The organism is Bdellovibrio sp. SKB1291214, assembly GCF_002209355.2.
In the GTDB taxonomy this organism is placed as follows: Bacteria; Bdellovibrionota; Bdellovibrionia; order Bdellovibrionales; family Bdellovibrionaceae; genus Bdellovibrio.
In genome coordinates, this window is sequence record NZ_CP106855.1 from 476,013 (window position 1) to 497,606 (window position 21,594).

General features: G+C 44.6%; 18 protein-coding genes and 1 riboswitch. Of the genes, 7 read left to right on the forward strand and 11 right to left on the reverse strand.

What is annotated here, in order from left to right:
• The first annotated feature begins 170 nt into the window (after positions 1-170).
• Complete coding sequence (locus tag B9G69_RS02390) at positions 171-911, forward strand: hypothetical protein (protein WP_088614087.1); 741 nt, start codon at positions 171-173, stop codon at positions 909-911.
• Between the two features lie 21 nt (positions 912-932).
• Positions 933-1,844, forward strand: coding sequence for an MBL fold metallo-hydrolase (locus tag B9G69_RS02395; RefSeq protein WP_088614086.1), 912 nt, complete (start codon positions 933-935; stop codon positions 1,842-1,844).
• Here B9G69_RS02395 and B9G69_RS02400 read toward each other — a convergent pair.
• The 7 genes from B9G69_RS02400 to B9G69_RS02430 form a co-directional block, all read right to left on the reverse strand.
• Positions 1,821-3,191: an outer membrane beta-barrel protein gene (locus tag B9G69_RS02400; RefSeq protein WP_088614085.1), complete on the reverse strand. Its 1,371-nt coding sequence runs from the start codon at positions 3,189-3,191 to the stop codon at positions 1,821-1,823. The genes B9G69_RS02395 and B9G69_RS02400 overlap by 24 nt on opposite strands.
• 144 nt (positions 3,192-3,335) lie before the next feature.
• The gene (locus tag B9G69_RS02405) at positions 3,336-5,483 is read right to left on the reverse strand and encodes an ATP-binding protein (RefSeq protein ID WP_088614084.1); all 2,148 of its coding nucleotides are present in this window, start codon (positions 5,481-5,483) and stop codon (positions 3,336-3,338) included.
• A complete protein-coding gene (locus B9G69_RS02410; protein WP_088614083.1) occupies positions 5,480-5,902 on the reverse strand; it encodes an Hpt domain-containing protein in 423 nt (140 codons plus the stop codon). The genes B9G69_RS02405 and B9G69_RS02410 overlap by 4 nt, the downstream gene beginning before the upstream one ends.
• Before the next feature lie 9 nt (positions 5,903-5,911).
• The gene (locus B9G69_RS02415) at positions 5,912-7,300 is read right to left on the reverse strand and encodes a glycosyltransferase family 2 protein (protein WP_088614082.1); all 1,389 of its coding nucleotides are present in this window, start codon (positions 7,298-7,300) and stop codon (positions 5,912-5,914) included.
• Positions 7,297-8,316 (reverse strand): hypothetical protein, encoded by a 1,020-nt coding sequence (locus tag B9G69_RS02420; protein WP_088614081.1) that lies wholly within the window; start codon positions 8,314-8,316, stop codon positions 7,297-7,299. Before B9G69_RS02420 ends, B9G69_RS02415 begins: the two co-directional genes overlap by 4 nt.
• The gene (locus B9G69_RS02425) at positions 8,304-9,035 is read right to left on the reverse strand and encodes a hypothetical protein (protein ID WP_088614080.1); all 732 of its coding nucleotides are present in this window, start codon (positions 9,033-9,035) and stop codon (positions 8,304-8,306) included. The genes B9G69_RS02420 and B9G69_RS02425 overlap by 13 nt, the downstream gene beginning before the upstream one ends.
• Positions 9,032-9,403 (reverse strand): response regulator, encoded by a 372-nt coding sequence (locus B9G69_RS02430; RefSeq protein WP_088614079.1) that lies wholly within the window; start codon positions 9,401-9,403, stop codon positions 9,032-9,034. Before B9G69_RS02430 ends, B9G69_RS02425 begins: the two co-directional genes overlap by 4 nt.
• A gap of 270 nt (positions 9,404-9,673) precedes the next feature.
• Here B9G69_RS02430 and B9G69_RS02435 point away from each other — a divergent pair, with 270 nt between their 5' ends.
• The 3 genes from B9G69_RS02435 (at position 9,674) to B9G69_RS02445 (ending at position 13,293) form a co-directional block, all read left to right on the forward strand.
• Entirely contained in the window at positions 9,674-10,963 is a 1,290-nt protein-coding gene (locus B9G69_RS02435) for a hypothetical protein (RefSeq protein ID WP_088614078.1), read from the forward strand.
• Positions 10,964-11,184: 221 nt separating this feature from the next.
• Entirely contained in the window at positions 11,185-11,904 is a 720-nt protein-coding gene (locus tag B9G69_RS02440) for a hypothetical protein (RefSeq protein ID WP_088614077.1), read from the forward strand.
• Positions 11,905-11,913: 9 nt separating this feature from the next.
• The gene (locus tag B9G69_RS02445) at positions 11,914-13,293 is read left to right on the forward strand and encodes a hypothetical protein (protein WP_265437932.1); all 1,380 of its coding nucleotides are present in this window, start codon (positions 11,914-11,916) and stop codon (positions 13,291-13,293) included.
• A gap of 44 nt (positions 13,294-13,337) precedes the next feature.
• Here the strand turns inward: B9G69_RS02445 and B9G69_RS02450 are convergent, their stop codons facing one another.
• Positions 13,338-13,754, reverse strand: a complete 417-nt coding sequence (locus tag B9G69_RS02450; RefSeq protein ID WP_141096853.1) for a hypothetical protein — start codon at positions 13,752-13,754, stop codon at positions 13,338-13,340.
• 129 nt (positions 13,755-13,883) lie between these two features.
• Positions 13,884-13,981, forward strand: a riboswitch (purine riboswitch).
• Here B9G69_RS02450 and B9G69_RS02455 point away from each other — a divergent pair.
• A complete protein-coding gene (locus B9G69_RS02455; protein ID WP_088617031.1) occupies positions 13,972-14,838 on the forward strand; it encodes an endonuclease I family protein in 867 nt (288 codons plus the stop codon). It overlaps the preceding riboswitch by 10 nt.
• A gap of 52 nt (positions 14,839-14,890) precedes the next feature.
• Here B9G69_RS02455 and B9G69_RS02460 read toward each other — a convergent pair whose 3' ends face one another.
• The 3 genes from B9G69_RS02460 to B9G69_RS02470 all read right to left on the reverse strand — a co-directional run bounded on the left by B9G69_RS02460 (position 14,891) and on the right by B9G69_RS02470 (position 20,936).
• Positions 14,891-16,213, reverse strand: coding sequence for a DNA adenine methylase (locus B9G69_RS02460; protein WP_088614074.1), 1,323 nt, complete (start codon positions 16,211-16,213; stop codon positions 14,891-14,893).
• Between the two features lie 55 nt (positions 16,214-16,268).
• Entirely contained in the window at positions 16,269-18,740 is a 2,472-nt protein-coding gene (locus tag B9G69_RS02465) for an ATP-binding protein (protein WP_088614073.1), read from the reverse strand.
• 198 nt (positions 18,741-18,938) lie between these two features.
• Positions 18,939-20,936: a M16 family metallopeptidase gene (locus tag B9G69_RS02470; RefSeq protein WP_088614072.1), complete on the reverse strand. Its 1,998-nt coding sequence runs from the start codon at positions 20,934-20,936 to the stop codon at positions 18,939-18,941.
• 95 nt (positions 20,937-21,031) lie between these two features.
• Between B9G69_RS02470 and B9G69_RS02475 the strand changes: the two genes are divergently transcribed.
• Positions 21,032-21,592: a dihydrofolate reductase family protein gene (locus tag B9G69_RS02475; protein ID WP_088614071.1), complete on the forward strand. Its 561-nt coding sequence runs from the start codon at positions 21,032-21,034 to the stop codon at positions 21,590-21,592.
• Positions 21,593-21,594 lie beyond the last annotated feature (2 nt).

Below are 21,594 nucleotides of genomic sequence, written 5' to 3' on the forward strand. Positions count from 1 at the left end.
GAAATACTGTAGCTTGCGAGCTTCAAAGAGGGATCATGTAATTAAGCAAGTCTGGCTTTTGCGAAATCCCAACAGGGCCTCTGTTTATTGAAACAAATCTTGAATGTGGACTTTCGCATTTCGTAGGCGCGTGTCTGAATGTCTCAGTAAATAAAACCAAGGAGGATAAAATGACATCTCGTTCATCTTACAGCAGAGATCGCGGCGATCGCATGGATCGCAATCAACGCCAAGGGCGTATGAATGAATTTAACTATGAAAATCGCGGTAGTTCACAATTCGACTCCCGTCGCGAACCATCTGATTACTACAGCGGTCGCGGGGCCTATGGGCAAGATCGTTATGAAAACGCGTCTCGCAACCAATATGATCGCTATAACCGAGATCATGAGCACAGATATTTTGACGAGGACTATGAAGGCAATCGCGGCTTTCAGGGTAACTACGATTCCCATGCAGATCGCGATAGTTATGGCCAACAAAGCCAGAGCCGTCGCCCCTACGACCAAGAATATCGCGCGTACGAGCGTAATCAGCCGTCACAAAGAATGGGCCGTAGTTGGGAAAGTGATTCTAATGACTACTATACGGAGCGTGGCGACCGTCAAAATCATGGTCAAGACTACGGGCAAAACTATCAGCAAAATTATGGTCAAGGTTATGGAAACCAAGGTTACGGTGGCCAAGGGACTGGCAGTCAACGATACGACAGTCAAGGATATGGCGGGCAAAGTTATGGTAGCCAAGGGAACCGCCAAAATTATGGGGGACGCTCTAATCAGAACTATGATCAAGGTGGTTATCGCCAAGAATATTCTGCCAACACCAATATGAATAACGATAACTGGCAAGATCAGTCTTATCGGGAATCAGCTCGCCGCAGAGGTGGCAGACTCAACAATCAGTATTAAAAAAAACGACAGAGGGCCGGTATGAAAATTCACCACTTGAACTGTATTTCTTCGTGCCCTCTGGGGGGACATCTCATGGACGGGATTTCCCCCTCGTCTTTTCAACGAGGACATCTTTGTAATCATTGTTTACTCCTAGAGACAAACAATTCGTTGGTCCTCGTCGACACTGGATTTGGCACAAGGGATGTGCAAGATCCAGGGTCGCGCCTTAGTTCTTTTTTCCTGCAAATGTTAGCGCCGGAATTCAAAGGCGAATTGACCGCTATTCGCCAAATAGAAAGTTTGGGATTTGATCCCCGCGATGTTCAGGACATTATTTTAACTCATTTGGATTTCGATCATGCGGGTGGGCTCGATGACTTCCCTCAAGCCCGAGTGCATATGCTGGACGCCGAAAAGCGCAGCGCCGAAATGCAAGAAACATGGTTAGATCGTCAAAGGTATCGGCCTCAACAGTGGAATTATAAACAAAATTGGAAAACTCACCCCAGCACTCATGGGGAAAGTTGGTTTGGATTTAAAAAGGTCACTCCTCTGCCCGAACTTCAAGATCAAATTGCGTTGGTTCCGTTAGCGGGACACACTCTCGGGCATGCGGGTGTTGCCATTAATACTGGAGGACAGTGGCTCCTCAACGCGGGTGATGCCTATTTCTATAAAGACGAAATGAACTACGAGAACCCAAATTGCACGCCGGGCCTAGAATTTTACCAGACACTGATGGAAAAAGACCGGGGTCAAAGAAAAGACAATCAACGCAGGCTTCGCGAGATCAAAAAACATCACGGCACAGAAGTGGAAATATTTTGTTCTCATGATAACAGAGAGCTTGAAGAGCTTAAAACTTTAGAGCGCACGCCCTACCCACTTAACACAGGACAAGGCAAGACGGCGCAAGAATTAAATTCAGAATCGAACCATCATCGCTAAGTTTATGCGATCTTCGGTGTTGACCAGATCTGGTTTCCAACCCGAGGGTTGTGTCGATGTGTTAAGTCCATCCGCTGAAGTCACGCCACCAGGCCCCGCAAAGTATCCCACGTTTGCTTCACGGTGAATAAATTCAGAGCGGAATGTGATGTATTCATTCGGCATATAATCAAAGGTCGCAGAGGCATCCCACGCGCGGAATTCATCACCGGGGTTTTGCGAAAAGTACGGATTACCATTGCTATCTAAAGCTGGATTTGTGGCACTGGCTCCGCCACTGGCACCAGTCTGTGAAGTTTGGATGGGTGGAATCAATACAAGGTAGCGTCCAGGATTATTAATCATTCCCGCCCCTAAGGTCAGAGCGTACTTATCATTTGCAAACCACAGGCGATTGTAAGCCATCACTCCGATAAAGTACTGACTTGGAGTTTTGCTATCGCCATTTGTACACTGTACACCACCACCATTTTCGCAACCGATGTCAGCAGTGATTGAAAAAGCACCTTTACTGATAAACTTTGAAGGCGTATCCAGGTATTTGTATTGAACCGAGTTATCACTGTGCATGCGAGTACGCCCTGGTGTTCCTAACGTATCAGATCCTACGTAGCCGTTAAACACCCAGGACCAGTCTCCCGTCGGACGATAGTTCACTTGGTACCCCACACCTGGGGCCTCATTGAACATTCCATAAGACTGCCAACCATTGATCAACCACAGCTCCGTTTTCAAGCGGTCCGTTGGAAACATCTGCAAGCGCAGTCCATTGAAAAACCACGGGGTGTTTGCCGAAGTGTAGGATGCTTGATAAGCCCAGTTCTCGAAATTGTAGTAACTGAACAAACCAATGTAAGACATAAAAATGCCGGCATCTAAGTTCACACCGTTCATTGCATCCCAATGATAGCCACCATACGCTTCAGAAACATAGCGGTATGCGGTATTTGCATCCCACTGCCCCCGAGCCGTGGAGGCATCATTTCTGGGAGTCATTGAAGAATACATTCCGAACTGAGTCATGATACGACCCCGTACATTTTCATAGTGGAAATCACCTCCCAAACCTAATTGAGTGACTTGCAATTCATTGGTGCGTCCCGAGGATGTCGAGCCCACCAGCGTGTGATCTTTGGGTGTGTTAAAATCAAGGACGGCATTCGTGTCTGCTAAGAACGACCCCGTAAAATACTTTGAATCTAACAAGGCAGATTTTTGCCGGTTGTTACCGTTCATCCAGGTAAAATCTGCGAATGCGAAGGGCTCTTCCGCCCCCGCCAAGGATGAAAAAGCAATTAGACTTGCGCTCAAACCCCAGCGCAAAAGCCATGATGATCTGTTGATCATTGGGAACTCCTTTGTTTTGCAAAGGAGAATAAGCACGGGCGCATAAAGAAGGTGTTAAAACACCCCCCAAAAAAGTAAAGACTAAAACATTTTATTTAATTTTTATTTTTGATCTGGTGCTTTTTATTTGAATCAGGCAGCCACTTAAACCGCCACCATATATTTCTGAAGAACGGCTTCAACAGTCGCAAGACTTAAAGGCTTTGCCACATAGTCCGTCATACCGACTTGCAAACAGCGTTCTCTTTCATCAGCCATTGCACTGGCTGTCATCGCGATAATTGGAACGTTTGCATACTTTTCGATCTCGCGAATTTTTTGAGTGGCCAGATAGCCATCCATCTCCGGCATATGACAATCCATAAGGATGAGATCGAAATCGTCCTCATTCGCTTTTTCAAGGGCGAGCTTTCCATTTTCTACAACAATGAACTCATGCCCCAGTTTTGCCAGCATCCCGCGGATGATTAGCTGATTGACGGGGTTGTCCTCTGCGACCAAGATATGAAGCTTGCCGTTTTTAGAAGGGGTTGCATGAACCACTGGCAGCACTTTAGAGGTTGCCTTATCCAGTACCAACTTAAACCAGAATGTTGAACCACTGCCCTCTTCGCTGAAGAAACCAATGTGCCCGCCCATCAATTCAACTAAGGATTTGGTAATTGAAAGCCCTAATCCGGTCCCACCATATTTGCGATTTGTAGCGGCATCGACTTGCTCGAATCTGCCAAAGATTCTGTCCCGGGCATTTTCAGGAATACCGATACCAGAGTCTTTGATTTGAACTTTGATCTCATATTGCAGCTCGCTGATGGATTCAACGTGAACGAAAACATCCACACCACCTTTTTCAGTAAACTTCAAGGCGTTGCTGATTAAGTTTACGAGGACCTGACGGAAGCGCGCAGGGTCACCCATCACGTTTGTCGAAGTTCCCAGATTTTCATGAAGCTGCAGATAAATCGACTTGTGGCGGGCTTGGAAGTTCATCAAGCTAATCACTTGCTGAACAACTGGTCCTAAACTAAACGGGACCGTTTCTAGGTCAATTTTATTCGCTTCAACTTTAGAATAATCCAAAATGTCGTTGATAACACTTAAAAGGCTTTCTGCTGAGGCCTTAATCAGTTCTGCATATTTTTTTTGTTCTTTATTAAGTGGAGTATCTAACAGTAAATCCGTGACACCCATCACACCATTCATCGGAGTTCTGATTTCGTGACTCATGGTCGCTAGGAATCGACTTTTTGCCTCTGAAGATTGAATGGCTTGCGCTTCTGCGGCTTTGGCATCGTCGGCCAAGCGCTTTAATTTATTGGTGCGAGCACTGTCGCGTTTAAAACGCCAACCAAATGCAGCAAGAACAAAAGCCAATAATGACCCGAAGGCCAAAATCTTAAATTGCATCTGCGTTGCTTCGGCAAAGGCTTCTTTCGCTGGCCGGTCTAAAACGATCACCCACCCAAAACCATCTGAATCAAATTTCGTAGCCAAAGTTGTCCGGGCCTGGCCTTCTAATAACACTCCAGCGCTCCCGTGATCATGCACGTGATAATGATTGCGCTCTCCCGGTGCTGGCATGTCCTCGGCTGTCATCTCTGGCATCTTATTTTTCTCGCCCAGAATGACTTTACCCTCTTTGGAGTATATCGTCAGACGAACTGGAAAGCGGTCACGAAGTGGTTTGATCCATTGCTCGCTGACTTCTTTAGCCCAGCGCCAACTTAAGTGGGCAGCAAGGACCCCCACGATTTTTCCATCATGATAAAGAGGTGTCGCAAAATCGAAAAAGCGGATTGGTTCCGCCTCTGTGCCGCCCAGAAGTTTATTTAAAAGGACAGCGTCGTGAACATCCCCAAAATAGTCTTTCTTTTGACCGTGGATATACCAATCCCTTTTAGAAATATCTGCACCTTCTAAAAGTCCTTCCTTACTGGCAAGGACCCGACCGTTTAAATCCGAAATACCAATCCACGCAAACTCAGGAAATGATTTTGCAAGCTGATTTAAAACCGCGCGCTTTTGGGCAACGGGAACCTTGGGATCAGTCAAGTTTGTTAACGTCGCCAAAGTTTTAATTTCTCCAGCACGCGCCCCAATAACCACGTCCATTTTGTCAGCGATATTGTAAGCCATGTCAGACAAAGTATGGCCCTGTTCGTATTCGATGCGGTCACGAACGGCTCGCCCGATAAACCAGCTTAACAGGAAAGCACAAATGAAGATTACACCCGCCAAAATGAAGGACGTTCTGAAAATGAATCGCGAGTAAATCCCCTGAGTGCTCATCATGCTGCTTCCGTCTCGATTTTCGAAAAGCTTACGACAAGCTGGTTCAATTCAGGAACGAATTTAGTTGTTCTTTTCAACACATCGGCGAACTGCACAACCAATTGCTCTTGAGTCCATGTTGCGGAGTTCACCTCAATCGTGCGAACGGCATCAGCAATGGATTGATCGTGAAAGTTCGAAATGGCTCCTTTGAATTTATGAGCTGTCGCATGAATCTTTTTAGGATCCTTGTCATCGATGGCTGCTTTAATGTCAGCAATCTGTGCTTCGTAGCTTTCTAAAAACAAACCTGCGGCTGCAATGAAAATCATGAACTCGCCCAAATAGCGCGTATCCATCATTTCCGCTAGTTCCGGTATATTAAAGCCTGCTGGCTCTAATTCCGGGCATGATTTTCTGATTGTTACTTCAAGACTCATTCGCTCCCCCTATTTTTTGGCGAATCCCGTTCGTTTCATCTCACCCCAACTATGGTTTCCTTTGAAGTGATCGATTAACGCCTTCATCCGCCAATAGGAATTGATCTGACGATAACCAAAATTTTCGAAAATAGTTGATACTACTAAAAGGCCTATGTCACGCAGTCTTGTATAGCGATGATAGTACAGCTCACCAATCACTACGGCACCCACGGAAATAAGCATTCCGTATAATATACTTGCTATGACCAAAGTAAAAATGCGATCACTTTCGACCAATCCAAACATGATACCCAAAGTAATTGCAATATACGCTGAAAGTTCGATAAATGGTCCCAATATATCGACGATGAAGTTATATGGGAATGCGAACATTCCAATCACTCCGTACTTGGGATTAAACATCATACGACGGTTTTCATACAGGCTTTGCAACAAGCCCACTTGCCATCTGCGACGTTGACGCTGCAATGTTTTTAAGTCTGAGGGAGCCTCGGTCCAGCAAACCGGGTCTGGCAGAAAACAAATGGAATACTTTTTATTCATGTCGCGATATTTGCGGTGCATACGAACCACCAGGTCCATATCCTCGCCCATGCTGTCAGCTTGATATCCACGAACTGCGACGACGGCGTCTTTACGGAAAATACCAAAGGCCCCAGAAATCACCAGTGTCGAACCTAAAACATCAAGACCCACACGACCGCAAAAAAAGCTGCGTATATATTCAACGATCTGCACTCGTTCCAACCAGCCGTCGGGCATTCTGTTGTCAACAGGTCGACTGTTTTTAAAAGTCGAACCATTAGCCAGCTGAATCGTACCGCCCGAAGCAATGGTATGAGGGTTCTCCGTAAACGGCATGGAGATCGCGAGCAAGGCATCATCATTAAGTACCGAGTCAGAATCCACTGCACATACAAGATCATGAGAGCAATAATCGATAGCCACGTTTAAGCTATCTGCTTTTCCTGAATTCGGTTTATCAATCAAAATTAAATTCGGGTGAATTTTGGAGCGATAAATGCCACGCACGGGTGCACGGCCCAGATCAGACATACGCACCACTTCGTCGGGCTCAAGCAAACAGATTTTTTTCATAACCTCAAAGGTGCCATCCTTTGACCCGTCGTTCACAACCACAACTTCAATTTGACCGTACTTCAAACGAAGCAATGAATGGACTGAATCAACGATTGATTTTTCTTCGTTGTAAGCAGGAACGATAATTGAAACTGGAGGGGAAAATCCGTAAGACTTTCCATCACCTAATAAAGGCTTAATAATTTCGCGACGGCGGATTGATATCAACGCCAGCATGAATAAGAAGATATAAAAGCTATTGATCGTCAAAAAGTAATAGGCAACGACTCTTAAGTACCACTCTAGAAAATTCACGCTGCACCACCTTTGACGGATTCCATCATTTGATAATAAAGACGGCGGCCCTGGGGGCTGTCATCAAATGAAAGTCTTTCGATCAAATCAAACTTCAAATCGGGTCTGATCTTAATCAAAGCCAAATAAGCAAAGTTTCGAAGCGTCGGAGACTCCACATGAGTCATTCGAACCAATAACTCCTCGGTATCACCATCTGGCGCTACCGTTAAGCACATGGCATACTTGCGAAAATGGAATTGCTCAAACTCAGGGTGGCCCTCTGAACGAAGACCATCGATCAACTGATCTTTTACAATAGGCATCGCTTCGGCAATTTGCAGACGGAAAACCACATCCAAACAGATTCCCAAAACATCCGGATCAAGATGCGTCTGAAGCAAGTACAGGAACTGCTCCGTATAACCTTTGGCGTACATCTCTAATAAATGAAGAGCTGTATCCATACGGTCGAGTTTTGCTAACGTCAGCAGTTCTTTACCCATATTGACATGTAACTTGGGGTATCTCACCTTCAACAAAAACTTTAAAGCGGCAAAATGCACGTAAGGCGAACTATCATTCAGCATTTTTGCGACGGTGCTGCCAGATTCCAAGTCCTGCAGGGTATCGATACGCGATAAAGCGGCAAGTCTTGTGGGAAAGCTTCCACCCAATAAGGCATCACGGTCCTCTTTTAAGAAACCTAGATCCTGATAGAGCTTAAATAAGTTATCACGATAGGAGCCGCTGACACTGCCAATGGCACTTAAGATTAAACCGCGAATAACTTTACGATAACGGGATTTTAAAAATTTTAAATCAGCGATATCCGTATTAACGCCCACACAAATATCAGTAACGCGTTCTTGAAGTTTGGGAATCATTTCCTTGTTTTCTTTTTCTATTCCCTTGCGATAAGCGGTGATAAAAAAGATTAAGGCTACAGCCATGGAATTGAGAATGACCTGAAATAATATCAGGTACATCGCCCAATCGCCATTTAGCTGTTGCTCTAACCATCCTACCAAATCCATCTAATGCCAGTACCCCATTGTGAACCGCTACGCATATGTCCCTGATAATCTTCTAAATTAAGAAAGATATGCCCAAGTCTGTGATAATAGGTCACAGTCAAACCATAAGAATCAAATTGATCAATGAGTCCCACGTCCTCACGATTTTCTCCACCTGCCCAAGATATTTCTGCACCCACACTTTTATAACGTGTGCGCAAAAACTCACGATGAGCATGATGCCAACCACCGTCTTCGTAAAACCAACTGCTATGGCCAATGCTCGTCATATCAGTGATAAAGAAAATGGCTTGCGGCTGTAGGCTGTAAACATCACCTGTCGCATAGTGCGCATAATGAAACCCCATTGAAAGGTCCCATTTCGAAAAATATGTCGTATGGGGAATCAAAGAGGCCGAGGTCTGAGCTCCAACAACTGTGTCCCCGGCATAGGCGCCAACAAATTCCAGATAGCTGTGATATTTTTTAAAGACGGCGGTGTCGCCAAATAAGATTGCATCTCGATCAAAGCCAGTGGTCGGTGTATAATCACGGTGTATGTGCTCGTAACCTAGATAATAACTGTTTGTATCGCTTGATTTGCCATTGAACTGAATTCTTTCGCCGGCTTCGTGATAAACGTTGCCATAGTCGCCTTTTGCATAAGACAAATCGACAGATTCAAAACCTGCAAACGCATTGAAAGAAAAAAACACGGACGCCAGGACAAACTTAATCATGTGCGACCCAAGGTGATCTTCACCTTCGCAAGAATCAAAGGCAAATTATAGGGTTTCGTTAAATGGTCCAAGGCCCCGATTTCTAAGCTTTTCAAAGAAGCTTCTTCGGATTTATTCGAAGTCAGAACGATGGTTGGTGGCAGCACGTTTCTTTCGCGGGCGTGCCAAATCAATTCAATTCCAGAAAGTCCTGGCATTGAAATGTCCGTGATCAATAAATCAAACTTACTTACAGCTAAATGCTGTTCCAAAGCTTGTTGACCATCGGCCGCGCGTGACACTTGATATCCCGCCGATTTCAGAGCGCGCTCTAAGATCATTCCTTCGATTTCACTATCTTCAGCTATAAGAATCCGTTTATTTTCCATAAGTACAATTCTCTTCGGCGAGGCAATAGAGAATATATAGGGCCTGGGAATTGAAGCTGAGAATACTCCGATATCAAAACGTTCTAAAATTATCCGAGCGACATCTCAGGAAAATTTGAATGTGGTGTCCCCTCACATCCAAACTCTGAGTGATGTCATTCTGTTACGACTGAATTACACCCCAGCAAGTTCTCATCATGTGACTACTGAACTTTGGGCCGTCATCCGAATAGATCCGCATATACATAAATTTTTAATTAGAGGACGTATATGGGAACCTTAAATTTAAAACTGATTTTGGCGACCGCTGCGATTTGCGCACTGGCGGCGTGTTCTACGGATTCTGGAATAAGTTGCGATGACAGACTTTGCAACACATATACTGATCTCGCGATCGATCAATCCGATGTCACTGGCCAGGATATGGCAGCCTACAGCAGCGGTGGCGGGCTTCATTCGATGGCTCTTTTAGGTGACGTCTTATCCCTAACGCCCACATTAACATTAGTCGGAACTTTGGCACCACCCACTGTGAATGGCGCCCAAGTTCAAGCAAGCGATATCGCTGTAAGTGGATCAAAAGTCTATGTGGCGTATAATACGCGAGGTGCTACGCAAGCTGGCGCCATTGATGTGATTGATATCTCAAACCCTTACGCCTTGACGTTGCCGTCACAGGCTCTTTACCCGACTTCAGATATTCATAAGGTTTATGTAAAAGGAACTTCTTTATATGCTGCTGGCGCGACCTCGGATAATGGTGGCGGAGGCAACCTGCAGAAGATCACCCTGGATGCTAATGGTAAACTGACGTCCACGGTATCTTCTGTATTTTTAAGAAGTGCAGCAGATCCAACGATTCCAGCCTACGCAGGAACAAGTGTCGTCGCAGCTGGTAGCTATATATATGCTTTGTCAGGTAATAACGGAGGACTCTCGATTTTGAACAACTCCGACCTTTCAACAGTGGGATTTACTGCACTTCCCGATGCTCGTGATATCTCTTTTGATAGCTCAAGCAGTTCTCTCTATGCAGTGACAGGTAAAACTGCAAGTGCGGAGTCTTTAGTAAAACACTATGACCTAAACGGCAGCTTGCTCAGTTCTGGTAACGTCACTTTGTCAAATGGTGTGATCGATGAAGCAAAATCCACAATTACAACAGGCGCGACCTTCCAAATTGCGACGAACGGTTACGGCGGTGCGCGCTTGATATGTTTATCCTCTGGCGCGATTTTAGGGACAGCAACAAATCCGACAGTGACGGGCCTGACGACAGATAAGACCACTGCCAACGCAGCCGCTTTCGGGGCAGGTTATATGTTCGTTGCAAATGGTGAAGCTGGGGTGACTATTTATTCAGTCAATACGTCTTCACTTGTTTCAGGTTGCAGCTTAGTGACTATTACTTATTTAGGCAGATTTTCACTGGGCGCGAATGCTTCCGCGAACAACATCTTTTATACAAATGGTCACTTAGTTGTAGCAACCGGTCAGATGGGCTTTAAGATCGTAAAAGTAACGACATCTGTTCTGTCAGGCTTAGTACAAGCACTGTAATCTTAAATTCAAACCCACCGGGGGAGCTGGGAATTTCTTCTGGCTCCCCTGTTTTATTTTAAAAAATTCAACATTCAAATTCCCAACCTGAGACACTCGCACAAGCCGATTCTTGTCGCCACCCGCGGCCCTTGACAGCATTCATGGGATATTCGCGAGTTTATGGCAGCTGATCCTGGTACAGATCTGGCATTTTCCATAGGTATTCGTGGAGGTTTATAGTGTCTCAAAATGGGAAATATCAACTGATCATTCCAGTGGTATTGATGCTTGGAGCTTGGTGGTTTCACCAATCCACAAAGTCGACTCCTATTGAAAAGTCATCGGCCTTTGAACAAAGTTCTGATACAAAATTAAAAAGTGCCATTCCTTTGGCGGCAACGAAATCCCATCAAGCCGTTCAAAATTCAGCTCAACAATCGGTGGCTTCATCGGTCGTCCCAAAAGCTGCTGGAAGCTCCAAATTCAGTCCCCGCCTTGAGCGACATGTGAATTATATTGCCTTGATGCTTACTCGTCCTGATGTTGCTATTCCTCAGCAAGCTCTGGCAACAGCCCATTTGAATGCGGAAGAAATCGCGCAACTAGGAAATGCTGTGATTGATACTCAAGCTGACGCTTCCACTCGTCAGGCCAGTTTATTTATTCTTTCTAAATCAGGTGCCAAGGCGATTCCTGCTTTAGGTATGATCGCAGCCTCAAAGTTTAAAGATTCCACTGCGCAAACAGAGGTTCCACTGCGCATCACTGCTCTGGAATCTTTAGATCAAATGACTGCAAACTCGGGCGATGTTTTAAAAGTGATGCAAAACACGATCGAAAATCAAAACAACAAAACTTTGGTGTTCCTTGCGACAATCAGTGCCGGAGGAATTAAAGAAGGACGTCCCGGAAAATTGGGGCGCGCCATGGATCAGATGATTAAAGAAAAAAGCCTGTAAGGATTTAATATGAAACTGCCCTTATTTAGCAAAATCTTATTTTTAATCGTTTCAACTAGCTTCACCGTTGCAATGGCTGAAGACAAGGTTGCCTGCCTTTCTCAAGACTCTATGCAATTCGCGTTTCAACATTTTCAATTCGAAGACGTCGATGCCCATGGCAACGTCATTAAGACATATTCTGCAAGCGACGCCTGCGAGCAAGGTTTGTTTAAAGCAACAATCGACTCTATTGATTATATTAGAAAAGTGCCGCAAAAAACCTTGCCTGCTAATTTCCAAACAGCCGTTAGCAAAGAGGGTGCGACAAATTTCCTAACAAAACGTATTAAGACGATTCAATTTGAAGCCCAAGACAGCACGAACTGCGATATCGGAACTGTTGCCTTTGTTTTTAACCGTGAACCGATCATGCACATCTGCCCTCAAGCAAAAAAACTGAAGGCGATGGATTTTTCTGCATTCCTAGAACACGAAGCACGCCATACAGAGGGACACCCTCATGTTAATTGCACCCAAGGTGTCTTAAAAAGCTATGACGGGGCTGCATGTGACGATACCTACAAGCAACAAGGATCCTATGGAATTGGTTTAGGATTTGTACTTCAAGTTTATTTTTCCACTGAAAATGAAGCGGTCAAGCAACAAGCCCGCTCTGCCGCTATTCAAGATGTGCTTAATCGTTTCAACCAGTTACCATTAGATATGGTTAAGGGCGGAGTTTTCGTTGACGAAGAAGACTCGGTTTCTTTCTATGATGGTGCTCACGAGACTAAATTCGGTTCCATGGCTGACGAGATTGCGACCATTTCATTTGTTTCGAACATTCCGTATATTTTCTTTAAAAACGGCAAAGTCACATCTTACGATTTTACCCGTAACTGGAATTACCGCGAGGGAGCACTTGTTGATAACTACAACAAGCTTTCCCAGCAGGAACGAAACGAGCTTTTGGATGTGTTATCGACGAGTGATGATTATTGTTTCCTGACTCCATCCCGCGTTCAATGCTTGTTAGAAACAAATAATTTCGCTGAATTTTCATTCTCGGCCTTAAAGCCACTGAATTTTGTGAACGTGAATCAGTCCTACGTCAGCGGTATTATTGTCTTAGCAAATGATGGCAAATCTTATAAATTGCCCAAGTCTGCAGATTTCGCATCTGCTAGCGAATCAAATCTTCAGATCGACAAGACATCGTATGCTTATCCAGAAGTCACATCCTATGCGGAAATGGCCAACGGCCGAGTTTTAGGTATTTCGCAAAAAGGCTTTATGATGGAAAAAGTTAAAGGCTCGTCAAAATGGATTCGCGCAAAAGAATTCGGCGACTATAAATTCAAAAAAATACTTCCTTACAAGTGGTCAAAACGTCTTGAAAGTCTTTAAAAAAAAAGCGGACCACCAAGTCCGCTTTTTTTTAGTTTTACCGGTCATCGGCAGTACTGCCCGTGATTTTCGCCGAGGTTCATAAGTATTGGTTCAGCGTCTTTTCTTTTGATGGCGATCCAGGGTGGATCTGTGACGACGATTTGATAATCTGTTTCCGTCACATAAGGTAAAGATTCTTTTGAAAGTTCGTTGCGTAAGCCCGTGCAAAGGTCTTCGGCTCTGAAAAACGCGTAGTTCCTCATGTGATATTCTTTCAAGAAGGCTTTTGCTGAAATGCCTGTGGGAAATTTTCCTTGGCAGTCGCTGCAGTTATTTAAAAAACTCTCGACCTGATTGGCGATGACAACAATCTGACGTTTTTTAGCTTCCTTCATCGAGTCGCCCACGACCAAAACATAAACGACGAACACGACCATTAAGATTCCAAAAAACACTGATATATACTTTAGAACCTTCATGCCCGCCCTCTTCAGCACTACTATAAACTTTGCGCCATTTATCGGACAAGCCCCAATACATGATGCGTCAAACGCCCTGAGTCTTAACTATTATGAATTATCATTGCCACCAGGACAGTAATGGGACAAACACTTGGGCAAGATAAACCGCATATAAGCGATTAATATGGAATCGCGTTTCTACCGGGCACCGTAAAAGCCTGTCTATGGAGGTCCCATGAAAGCAATGCTTTCTTTCGTTCTTGTTGTCTGTTCGTTGTTCATCACGGTGTCGGGCCAAGCTGCTCTTCAATCTGAGGGCATCCCTTATTACGGCGAACAATTTTATCGCGATCTTTCTTCCGGTGTTTCTAACGACGAATTGAAAGACAAACTTCAACACATCCTTTTGGCTAAGCACAAAGTGGTTCAAGGCTCTTACGACGAAGTTTCTGATAACTGCTCTGGCCAAGGTTGCTATGAACACGTTGTCCTTGGTTACGATGGCGCTCGTACTTGGATGATGGGCACGTACTACATCACTAAAGTTGATGGTCAGTATGCGATTCCTGATATGTATTGTGCAAAATACCGTACAGCTTCTGAATTCAGCGGCAACGGTGCACCAGCTCCAGGCAGATATCCAGATGGCAACATCTTGAACACAGAGCACACATGGCCACAAAGCCGCTTCTCTAACGAATTCAACAAGAACATGCAAAAATCTGATTTGCACCACTTGTACCCGACTGATAACGAAATGAACTCCACTCGTGGTAACTACGAGTTCGGTGAAGTTGTTCAAGACGCAAAAAAATTGAAATGCCCAGTTTCTCGCTTCGGTAAACCAGCGGGTGGCGGCAACGACGTTTTCGAACCACCGACGGCTCACAAAGGGAACGTTGCCCGTGCCTTGTTCTACTTTGCAACGAACTACGGCATGCACATCAGCCCTCGCCAAGAAGCTTTCCTTCGCAAATGGCACAAAGAGGACCCTGTTGACCAAGAAGAAATGAACCGCAACGTGGAGATCTTCAAAGTTCAAGGCAACAGAAATCCATTCATCGACCACCCAGAGTTGGTTGACCGTATTAACAAATTCTAATTCGATTCAAAATTCAAAAATGAAAAAGCCAGGGGAAACTCTGGCTTTTTTTTTACACAGAAAACGTGATCAGAAGCTCTTTTATTTGATTGCTCTTATGCCCTTCACGTCCTAGCGTCGAGTGCTCGTAGTGGACTTCTTTGACTTCATTTCTGTATCCGTACTTTTGGGCGGTTTTAATGATCGCCTCTTGGGAAATCATTCCTGTATTTGAGTATGACAACAAGACCGCTTTACCTCGCAGGGCTCCCCATTTAAATATTTCTTCGAAAGCCGATTGTACGGTCATCCCCTGACAAAAGGGAGACTGATGACGATCAGTTCGATAGCGACCCTTATACTGCGGCAGCTGATAGTCATACTTAACCAAAGATTCAGTGGCGTGATAAAACCTAGAGTAATGGACGAAAGAATATGGTGGGTCCGCATAGATCAGATCGTACTTTGCCGCCAATTCATCAGACGCTAAAACATCGCGATAGTCGATCGCAAGGGACATGCCTTTATTTCCCTTAGATGCTCCCAAGTAATCAAAAATCTCGATCAGTTTTTTTAGGAAGTAATCATAAACCACCCGGTCGCGATATAAAAAGACGTCAGTAATTGAATACAACGTTTTTAGATCACGATAAGTCGCAAAATGACCGGTACCTGACGAGCAATAGCTATGAGCATATAACAATGCTGTCATTGCTATATGGTACCCCCTTGAATCGAGGTGGAAAACTTCCTGGATGGCATATCTTAATGAATCAATATCAATCGCCTGCTGCAGACTAAAATAAGCCTCTGCAAAAAGCAGCGTTGTTTGCACATAGGGATATTGCTTTTGATTGGTGCTTCGCTCTTGATATAGTCGCCACAGATTTTCAAGATCTGCGGAAGGAGTCTTAAAACCGTTCGTCGGATTTGGAAAGGTCGCAAAGAATTTTAAGTATTCGTGACGGAGTTCTTCCGTCCAACCTCTTTTCGGAATTTGGACAAAACGATTAGATTCTTTAAGTGATGGCCCCAACAGCGTCGATAGGTCCCAGCGATGCAGTTCAAATTTTTTACGAAGTGGTATTAGCTTTTCTTTAAACTCTTCAATTTCCGACGGGGAAAACGCCCCGATCAAGGCTTCACAGATCACTCGGCTGTAGCTTTGGATATCATTTGATACGATCGAATAGGAGTCTTGCAGGTAAAGCCCGACAGAGCCTGTGCCCGCAAAAAGATCTAAGACTCCACCTTGGCCTTTTAGAATACTGTCGACTTCGGATTTGATATCAGGAAGCAGCTCACGCTTACTTCCCATATATTTCATGACGTGCAGATATTTTTCGTCTGTGCGAAGTTCAATACGTCGTTCTGAGTTAATAGTCTGAATATCCACAGAGATAAGACTACTTGATCAGAACGACGTTTCATTCTTCAAAACGGCTTTTTGATTAAGAACATTTCGCGCGAAGCGCCGACCTTTGCGTATAAATGTCAGAGATCGCTTGTGCCAGATTCTTCATATGGATGGGCTTTGTTAAATAGTCATCCATCCCTGCATCCAAACATTTTTCGCGGTCCCCTGCCATCGCGTGAGCTGTCAAAGCCACGATTGGAATCGTGTGAATTTCAGGGCGGCCATTAGAACGAATCGTGCGAGTCGCCTCGTAACCATCCATTTCCGGCATTTGACAATCCATCAGGACTAAATCGTATTTATTATTTGCTAGCGCTTCCACGGCAAGTCTGCCGTTTTCCACAACTTCGCACGTGGCGCCTAATTTTGTTAGCATGGCTCTTGCGATTGTTTGGTTTACGGCGTTATCTTCAGCAACCAAAATATGCATACCACTGATTGAAGGAACGTCTGTTGCTGTACTTGGAGTTGCTGTCACTTGTTTTTTCTCCTCGCCGATCATCTCTAACGGAACTGTAAACCAAAACTTGGAACCTTGGCCTTCGACGCTATCCACACCGATTTTGCCACCCATTAAGTCTATCAATCCGTGAGCGATCGACAAGCCTAAACCTGTGCCGCCATATTTTCTAGTCATCGAACCGTCAGCTTGCGAAAAGGCCTTAAATAATTTGTCTAACTGATTAGCTGGAATACCGATGCCCGTGTCAGCGACTTCAAAGCGCACAACAGCTTTACCGTTGATGTTTTTTCCTGCCGACAATGCGATGGAGATCTCGCCTTTTTCTGTAAATTTAATCGCATTTCCAACTAGGTTTAATAAGACCTGACAGATACGCCCTGGGTCCCCGTTAAAGCTGCTTCGCAAATCCACTGGTAACATCGTCGTTACTTTTAGATTTTTTGAATCTGCAAACGGCATCACCGAGCGGATTGATTGCTCAACGATATCTTGCAGATCAAACTTCACATTCTCAACACGCATCTTACCAGCTTCCACTTTCGAGAAATCCAAGATGTCGTCCACGATCATCAAAAGATGAGAAGCTGAGTGTTGCACAGTTAAAAGCATTTCTTTTTGCTCTTCGGTTAAATCGGTCATCGCCATCAGTTCACTCATTGCGATCACACCATTTAGTGGAGTGCGAATTTCATGAGACATATTCGTTAGGAAATCTGATTTCGCAGCAGAGGCCTCTTTGAGCGCGCGATTGGCTTCGACCAAACGACGTTCCCGCTCGCGAATGTCTGAGATGTTCACAGAAACACTCATAGAGCCGGTACGTTTTCCGTCCCCATCAAAAAGCGGAACGATTGAAAGATGCAGGTCCACTGTCTTACCGGATTTAGTCACATACTCGAGCTCACCCGCATACTTTTCTAGTCGTTTGTTCACTTGATTTGAAATCGATTCAGTATCGGCTTCGCTGGCTTCAATTGTTTCATAAACACTTCTGCCTAAAAGCTCTTGCTCAGTCCATCCGGTGATTTGTTCATTCGCTTTATTCCAGGTGGTGATTTTTTTATTCTCATCAAATAAAGCAATCCCTACAGGAACCAAGTCGATTAATTTTTTAAGTGTCATGTTAGTAGCTTGCTCACGAGAAACCGCGTTTCTTTGCTCGGTGATATCGTGAAGAGTAATGACTGCACCAAGCTTAGTACCGCCTTTACCAAAGATCGCCTGACCGTTCATTTTCAGCTTAGTTTTTTTACCGGAAACGGAACGGACAACCATTTCCTCGTCTCTGATGAGTTGATCATGCAAAGCCCGATAAAGTGGAATCTCTTCCATCTTCATCAACGTTTCGCCATCAGCGTGGAAGAGTTGAAAATAGGAAGCCCACTTTTCTGGGGGTACATCTTCATCGTAAGCTTGCTCTAAACCATGGAATCTGCGGCTGGCGCCATTTGACAAACTGACTTTGCCGTTTGCATCACACGCAATCACGCCGTCAAAGAGATTTTCTAGAACAGCGTTCAGAAAGTCTTTTTGCTTTTCTAAATCGGCCTGCGCTTTTTGTTTTTCATCGATGTCAGTGATACGTGCTTCCAAGAAATACATCGCCATACGCGCTAAGCGCTCAAGGGACTTGATTTGAGTTTCAGTAAGAGTTTTAGTTTGCGGAGAGAATACACACAAAGACCCGATCACCACGCCATCCGGCGTGATCAGGGGCGCCCCCGCATAGAAGCGCACCTTTAAGCCACTTTTTACAGAAGGCAAATCTTTAAATCGTGGGTCTAAGCTTGCATCTTGAAGCACCATAACTTTGCGCTCTTCGATCATGTGCCCACATATAGTCTGCTCGCGCGGAGCCTCTATAATATCCGTACCGACGTGGGATTTAAACCAGATACGCTCATTATCTACGAAGCCGATCAATGCCATAGGCACATCACAGACTTCAGCTGCTAACTGAGTGATCTCGTCAAATGTTGACTCTGGAAGTGTTCCCAAAATGTTATATCTCTGCAGAGACTGCTGTCGTTTTGTTTCTGGCATATACGTACATCCTCACAATTAACTCTTCGGTGTTAAGGACCTTTGATTAGAGCTCTTTAATGCGAGAGACAGTACGATTCGACGCTTGTAATTTAAGTGTCCTATGGAATCTCAGGCTGGAGCGAATAGCTGAGTTTAGAAGTAATTAAATTCTGAATTAGAGAGATCCGCGCAATTGCGGTCTCTCTAAACTCGGATCTAAGCAGCAATAGAAATGCTTTCTTGTTGCTGCTGTTTTACCAAGATTTGTGTCAATTCCAATGCGGCTTTATCAGCTTGGTTCACACTGTAATAGTAGGCTTTGCCATTTTTCAAATGAATCAAGAGACCTTTTTGCCAAAATTTTGGCGTCACAAAAAAGTTTCTGAAGCCCACTTGTTTAAACCAAAGCTTAAAGGCGAATGGATGGGCGATTCCACGGAATGACTCTACTTTCGAGATTTGCTCCAGAGGAATTAGTTTAGAATAATAAGTCACACTTTTAATCATCAGCTTGCCATCAACCACCATCATCTTTCGTGGCATCAATGCATAAACTCCACAAGCAATTAGAATTGTTCCGAACATCCAAACGACGCTGGAAAGATAGTTTGAAAGAAACAAATGACTTTGAATAAACTGGGACTGTGTCGCAAATCGTGTCAGCAACATCTGGAAATGGATCACTCCCACATAAACTGCAACCAAGCCCAACGCTTCCATCATTTTCACTGGCGGATATTGGATCTTACGAATCCATTGCAAGCGATCATGAGCAAAAGGCTTCGTAAAGAACTTGCGCAAGCCAATAAACGACACAACGGCCGTTAAGAAATACAGAACGTAAATATCAAAGGTAAAGAACAGATACGGAGAATACACCATCTCGTAAGCGTGGTTTTCATTAAACGTCGCCTTTAGACTACTCTTATATTCATCCAATTTCATATTTTGCAAAACTTGGAACGGAGATACAAAGGAGCCGTACTCTTCCAATTGACTGTCATAATGGGAGGCAAGGCTCATCATCTTTTCTGCGTCACGGCCCATCAGCTGATACTGAGAAAGATACAACGTGATGGCCTCTTTCATCTGAGCTTCCGTGATTTGCCCTTCACGGGCTTCTTTCTGGATGTAATCCTTGGCGATATCGATATTTTCTAGCAAATGCTCTTTTGGTGTTTGGAACTGAATGGCCCCATAGCCATAACCGCGATTGAAATACACACTCGCGTTGGCAGAGTACGTTTGCCCTTTGATGTTACGAATTTCTTTCATCAAGCGATGAGTTAAAAACTCCATATAGAGCTGAGCGATTTCGGTATCTTTAAAGGACATATTCCATGCTTTAGCACCGAGGTACACATAAGGATTTCCATCCCACAATGTGCGACGAACAAAGGGACGTTCCACTGGATTCGGAGTTTCAGGGGCTGGCATCTTTTTGCCCTCTTTCGCTGGCAATGAACCCCATGTCTTTTCAATCTCGGCCATCATTTGTGCGCGGTCATACTTACCCGCCACAAATAATTTCATATTCGCTGGGTAGTACCAATCGGCATAGTGCTTTTCCAATTGTGCAGGTTCCAATTTGCGGTTGGAAAGTTGTTCTTCCGTGCGTGTGAAACGATCTTCGTTACCCTTGATGCCGAATTCACTTTTCCAAAACCCAGGTTCACGCAGATAACTTGGATAAAGATAATCCATCGGGTTGAAACCCAGAGTTTCAGAAATAGGCCCCGGGCGCCCGATCTCAAGTTCGACGGTGCCTTTTTCTTTCTGCACGAACTCTGGCAAGATACTTGGAACAAGAATCATTTTACCAAAGCTTTCCAAAAGCCACGTGCCCTTTTTAGCAGGGATCGAACCAAAGTAACTTGTCACGCGACTGGATGTGGAACCATTGGCCTCGCCACCCGCTTCACGGATCAACTGCAAATATGTCATTTCGTCTTTCAAGGATTTATCGCGGAACAAAACGTGCTCTAGCAAATGCGAAATGCCGTATTCACCCGATTTCTCGATATCCCAACCAACCCCCACTTCAAGACGCAGTGAAGTTGTCGTGGCTTCATCACTTGGAGCCAAGAAAACCTGCATACCGTTTTTTAGTTTGATGTGTTCGATCTTTTTATAAGGATCCTCACCGATTTCAGCAGCGGCGAAAATTTGAACAGAAAAGATAAGTGCGATTAAAGAAATAAGTAGTTGTTTCATGCCACACCTATCGGAATAAACTTTTAAAAGTTTACAGCCTAAGGCTAGACAATAGACCAGTTGCCCCTCGAAAATTCGCCTCCTATAATCAGAACATGAAAACAATTTACTATGGCGCCACAAGTTTAAACGGCTTCATCGCGGACGAAAACAACTCCTTGGATTGGCTTTTCCAATTCAGCGACGGAGACGTCCCGCAGTCTTATACAAACTTTATTAAGGATGTAGGCGCCATCTGCATGGGCTCACATACATATGAGTGGATGTGGGAGAATCAAATTTCCAAGGCCGAGGATCCTGCGAAGGCTTGGCCGTATCAGATGCCTGCGTTTGTCTTTACGACTCGAAAGCTGGTTGAGATCCCTGGTGCTGATGTTCGCTTTGTTCAGGGCGATGTCCGCCCGGTGTTTGAGGCGATGAAGAACGCTGCTGGTGGCAAGAATCTTTGGGTTGTTGGTGGTGGGGAACTCGCTGCTAAGTTTTACGATGCGGGATTGTTGGATGAATTGATCTTGCAAGTTGCACCGTTAACGCTAGCAGGAGGTGCTCCCCTGTTTCCTAGAAAGATCCACCCGCCGATGAAGCTAATCTCGGCGGAAGCGATTAAGAATTTGTTTGTTGAATTGAAATATAAAATTTCTCAGAAAGAATCATAAAT

What these genes read in the sequence shown, in the direction of transcription:
- B9G69_RS02390 (WP_088614087.1), top strand. Translation starts at nt 171, where the DNA reads ATGACATCTCGTTCATCTTACAGCAGAGATCGCGGCGATCGCATGGAT.
- B9G69_RS02395 (WP_088614086.1), top strand. Translation starts at nt 933, where the DNA reads ATGAAAATTCACCACTTGAACTGTATTTCTTCGTGCCCTCTGGGGGGA.
- B9G69_RS02400 (WP_088614085.1), bottom strand. Translation starts at nt 3,191, where the DNA reads ATGATCAACAGATCATCATGGCTTTTGCGCTGGGGTTTGAGCGCAAGT.
- B9G69_RS02405 (WP_088614084.1), bottom strand. Translation starts at nt 5,483, where the DNA reads ATGATGAGCACTCAGGGGATTTACTCGCGATTCATTTTCAGAACGTCC.
- B9G69_RS02410 (WP_088614083.1), bottom strand. Translation starts at nt 5,902, where the DNA reads ATGAGTCTTGAAGTAACAATCAGAAAATCATGCCCGGAATTAGAGCCA.
- B9G69_RS02420 (WP_088614081.1), bottom strand. Translation starts at nt 8,316, where the DNA reads ATGGATTTGGTAGGATGGTTAGAGCAACAGCTAAATGGCGATTGGGCG.
- B9G69_RS02425 (WP_088614080.1), bottom strand. Translation starts at nt 9,035, where the DNA reads ATGATTAAGTTTGTCCTGGCGTCCGTGTTTTTTTCTTTCAATGCGTTT.
- B9G69_RS02430 (WP_088614079.1), bottom strand. Translation starts at nt 9,403, where the DNA reads ATGGAAAATAAACGGATTCTTATAGCTGAAGATAGTGAAATCGAAGGA.
- B9G69_RS02435 (WP_088614078.1), top strand. Translation starts at nt 9,674, where the DNA reads ATGGGAACCTTAAATTTAAAACTGATTTTGGCGACCGCTGCGATTTGC.
- B9G69_RS02445 (WP_265437932.1), top strand. Translation starts at nt 11,914, where the DNA reads ATGAAACTGCCCTTATTTAGCAAAATCTTATTTTTAATCGTTTCAACT.
- B9G69_RS02450 (WP_141096853.1), bottom strand. Translation starts at nt 13,754, where the DNA reads ATGAAGGTTCTAAAGTATATATCAGTGTTTTTTGGAATCTTAATGGTC.
- B9G69_RS02455 (WP_088617031.1), top strand. Translation starts at nt 13,972, where the DNA reads ATGAAAGCAATGCTTTCTTTCGTTCTTGTTGTCTGTTCGTTGTTCATC.
- B9G69_RS02465 (WP_088614073.1), bottom strand. Translation starts at nt 18,740, where the DNA reads ATGCCAGAAACAAAACGACAGCAGTCTCTGCAGAGATATAACATTTTG.
- B9G69_RS02470 (WP_088614072.1), bottom strand. Translation starts at nt 20,936, where the DNA reads ATGAAACAACTACTTATTTCTTTAATCGCACTTATCTTTTCTGTTCAA.
- B9G69_RS02475 (WP_088614071.1), top strand. Translation starts at nt 21,032, where the DNA reads ATGAAAACAATTTACTATGGCGCCACAAGTTTAAACGGCTTCATCGCG.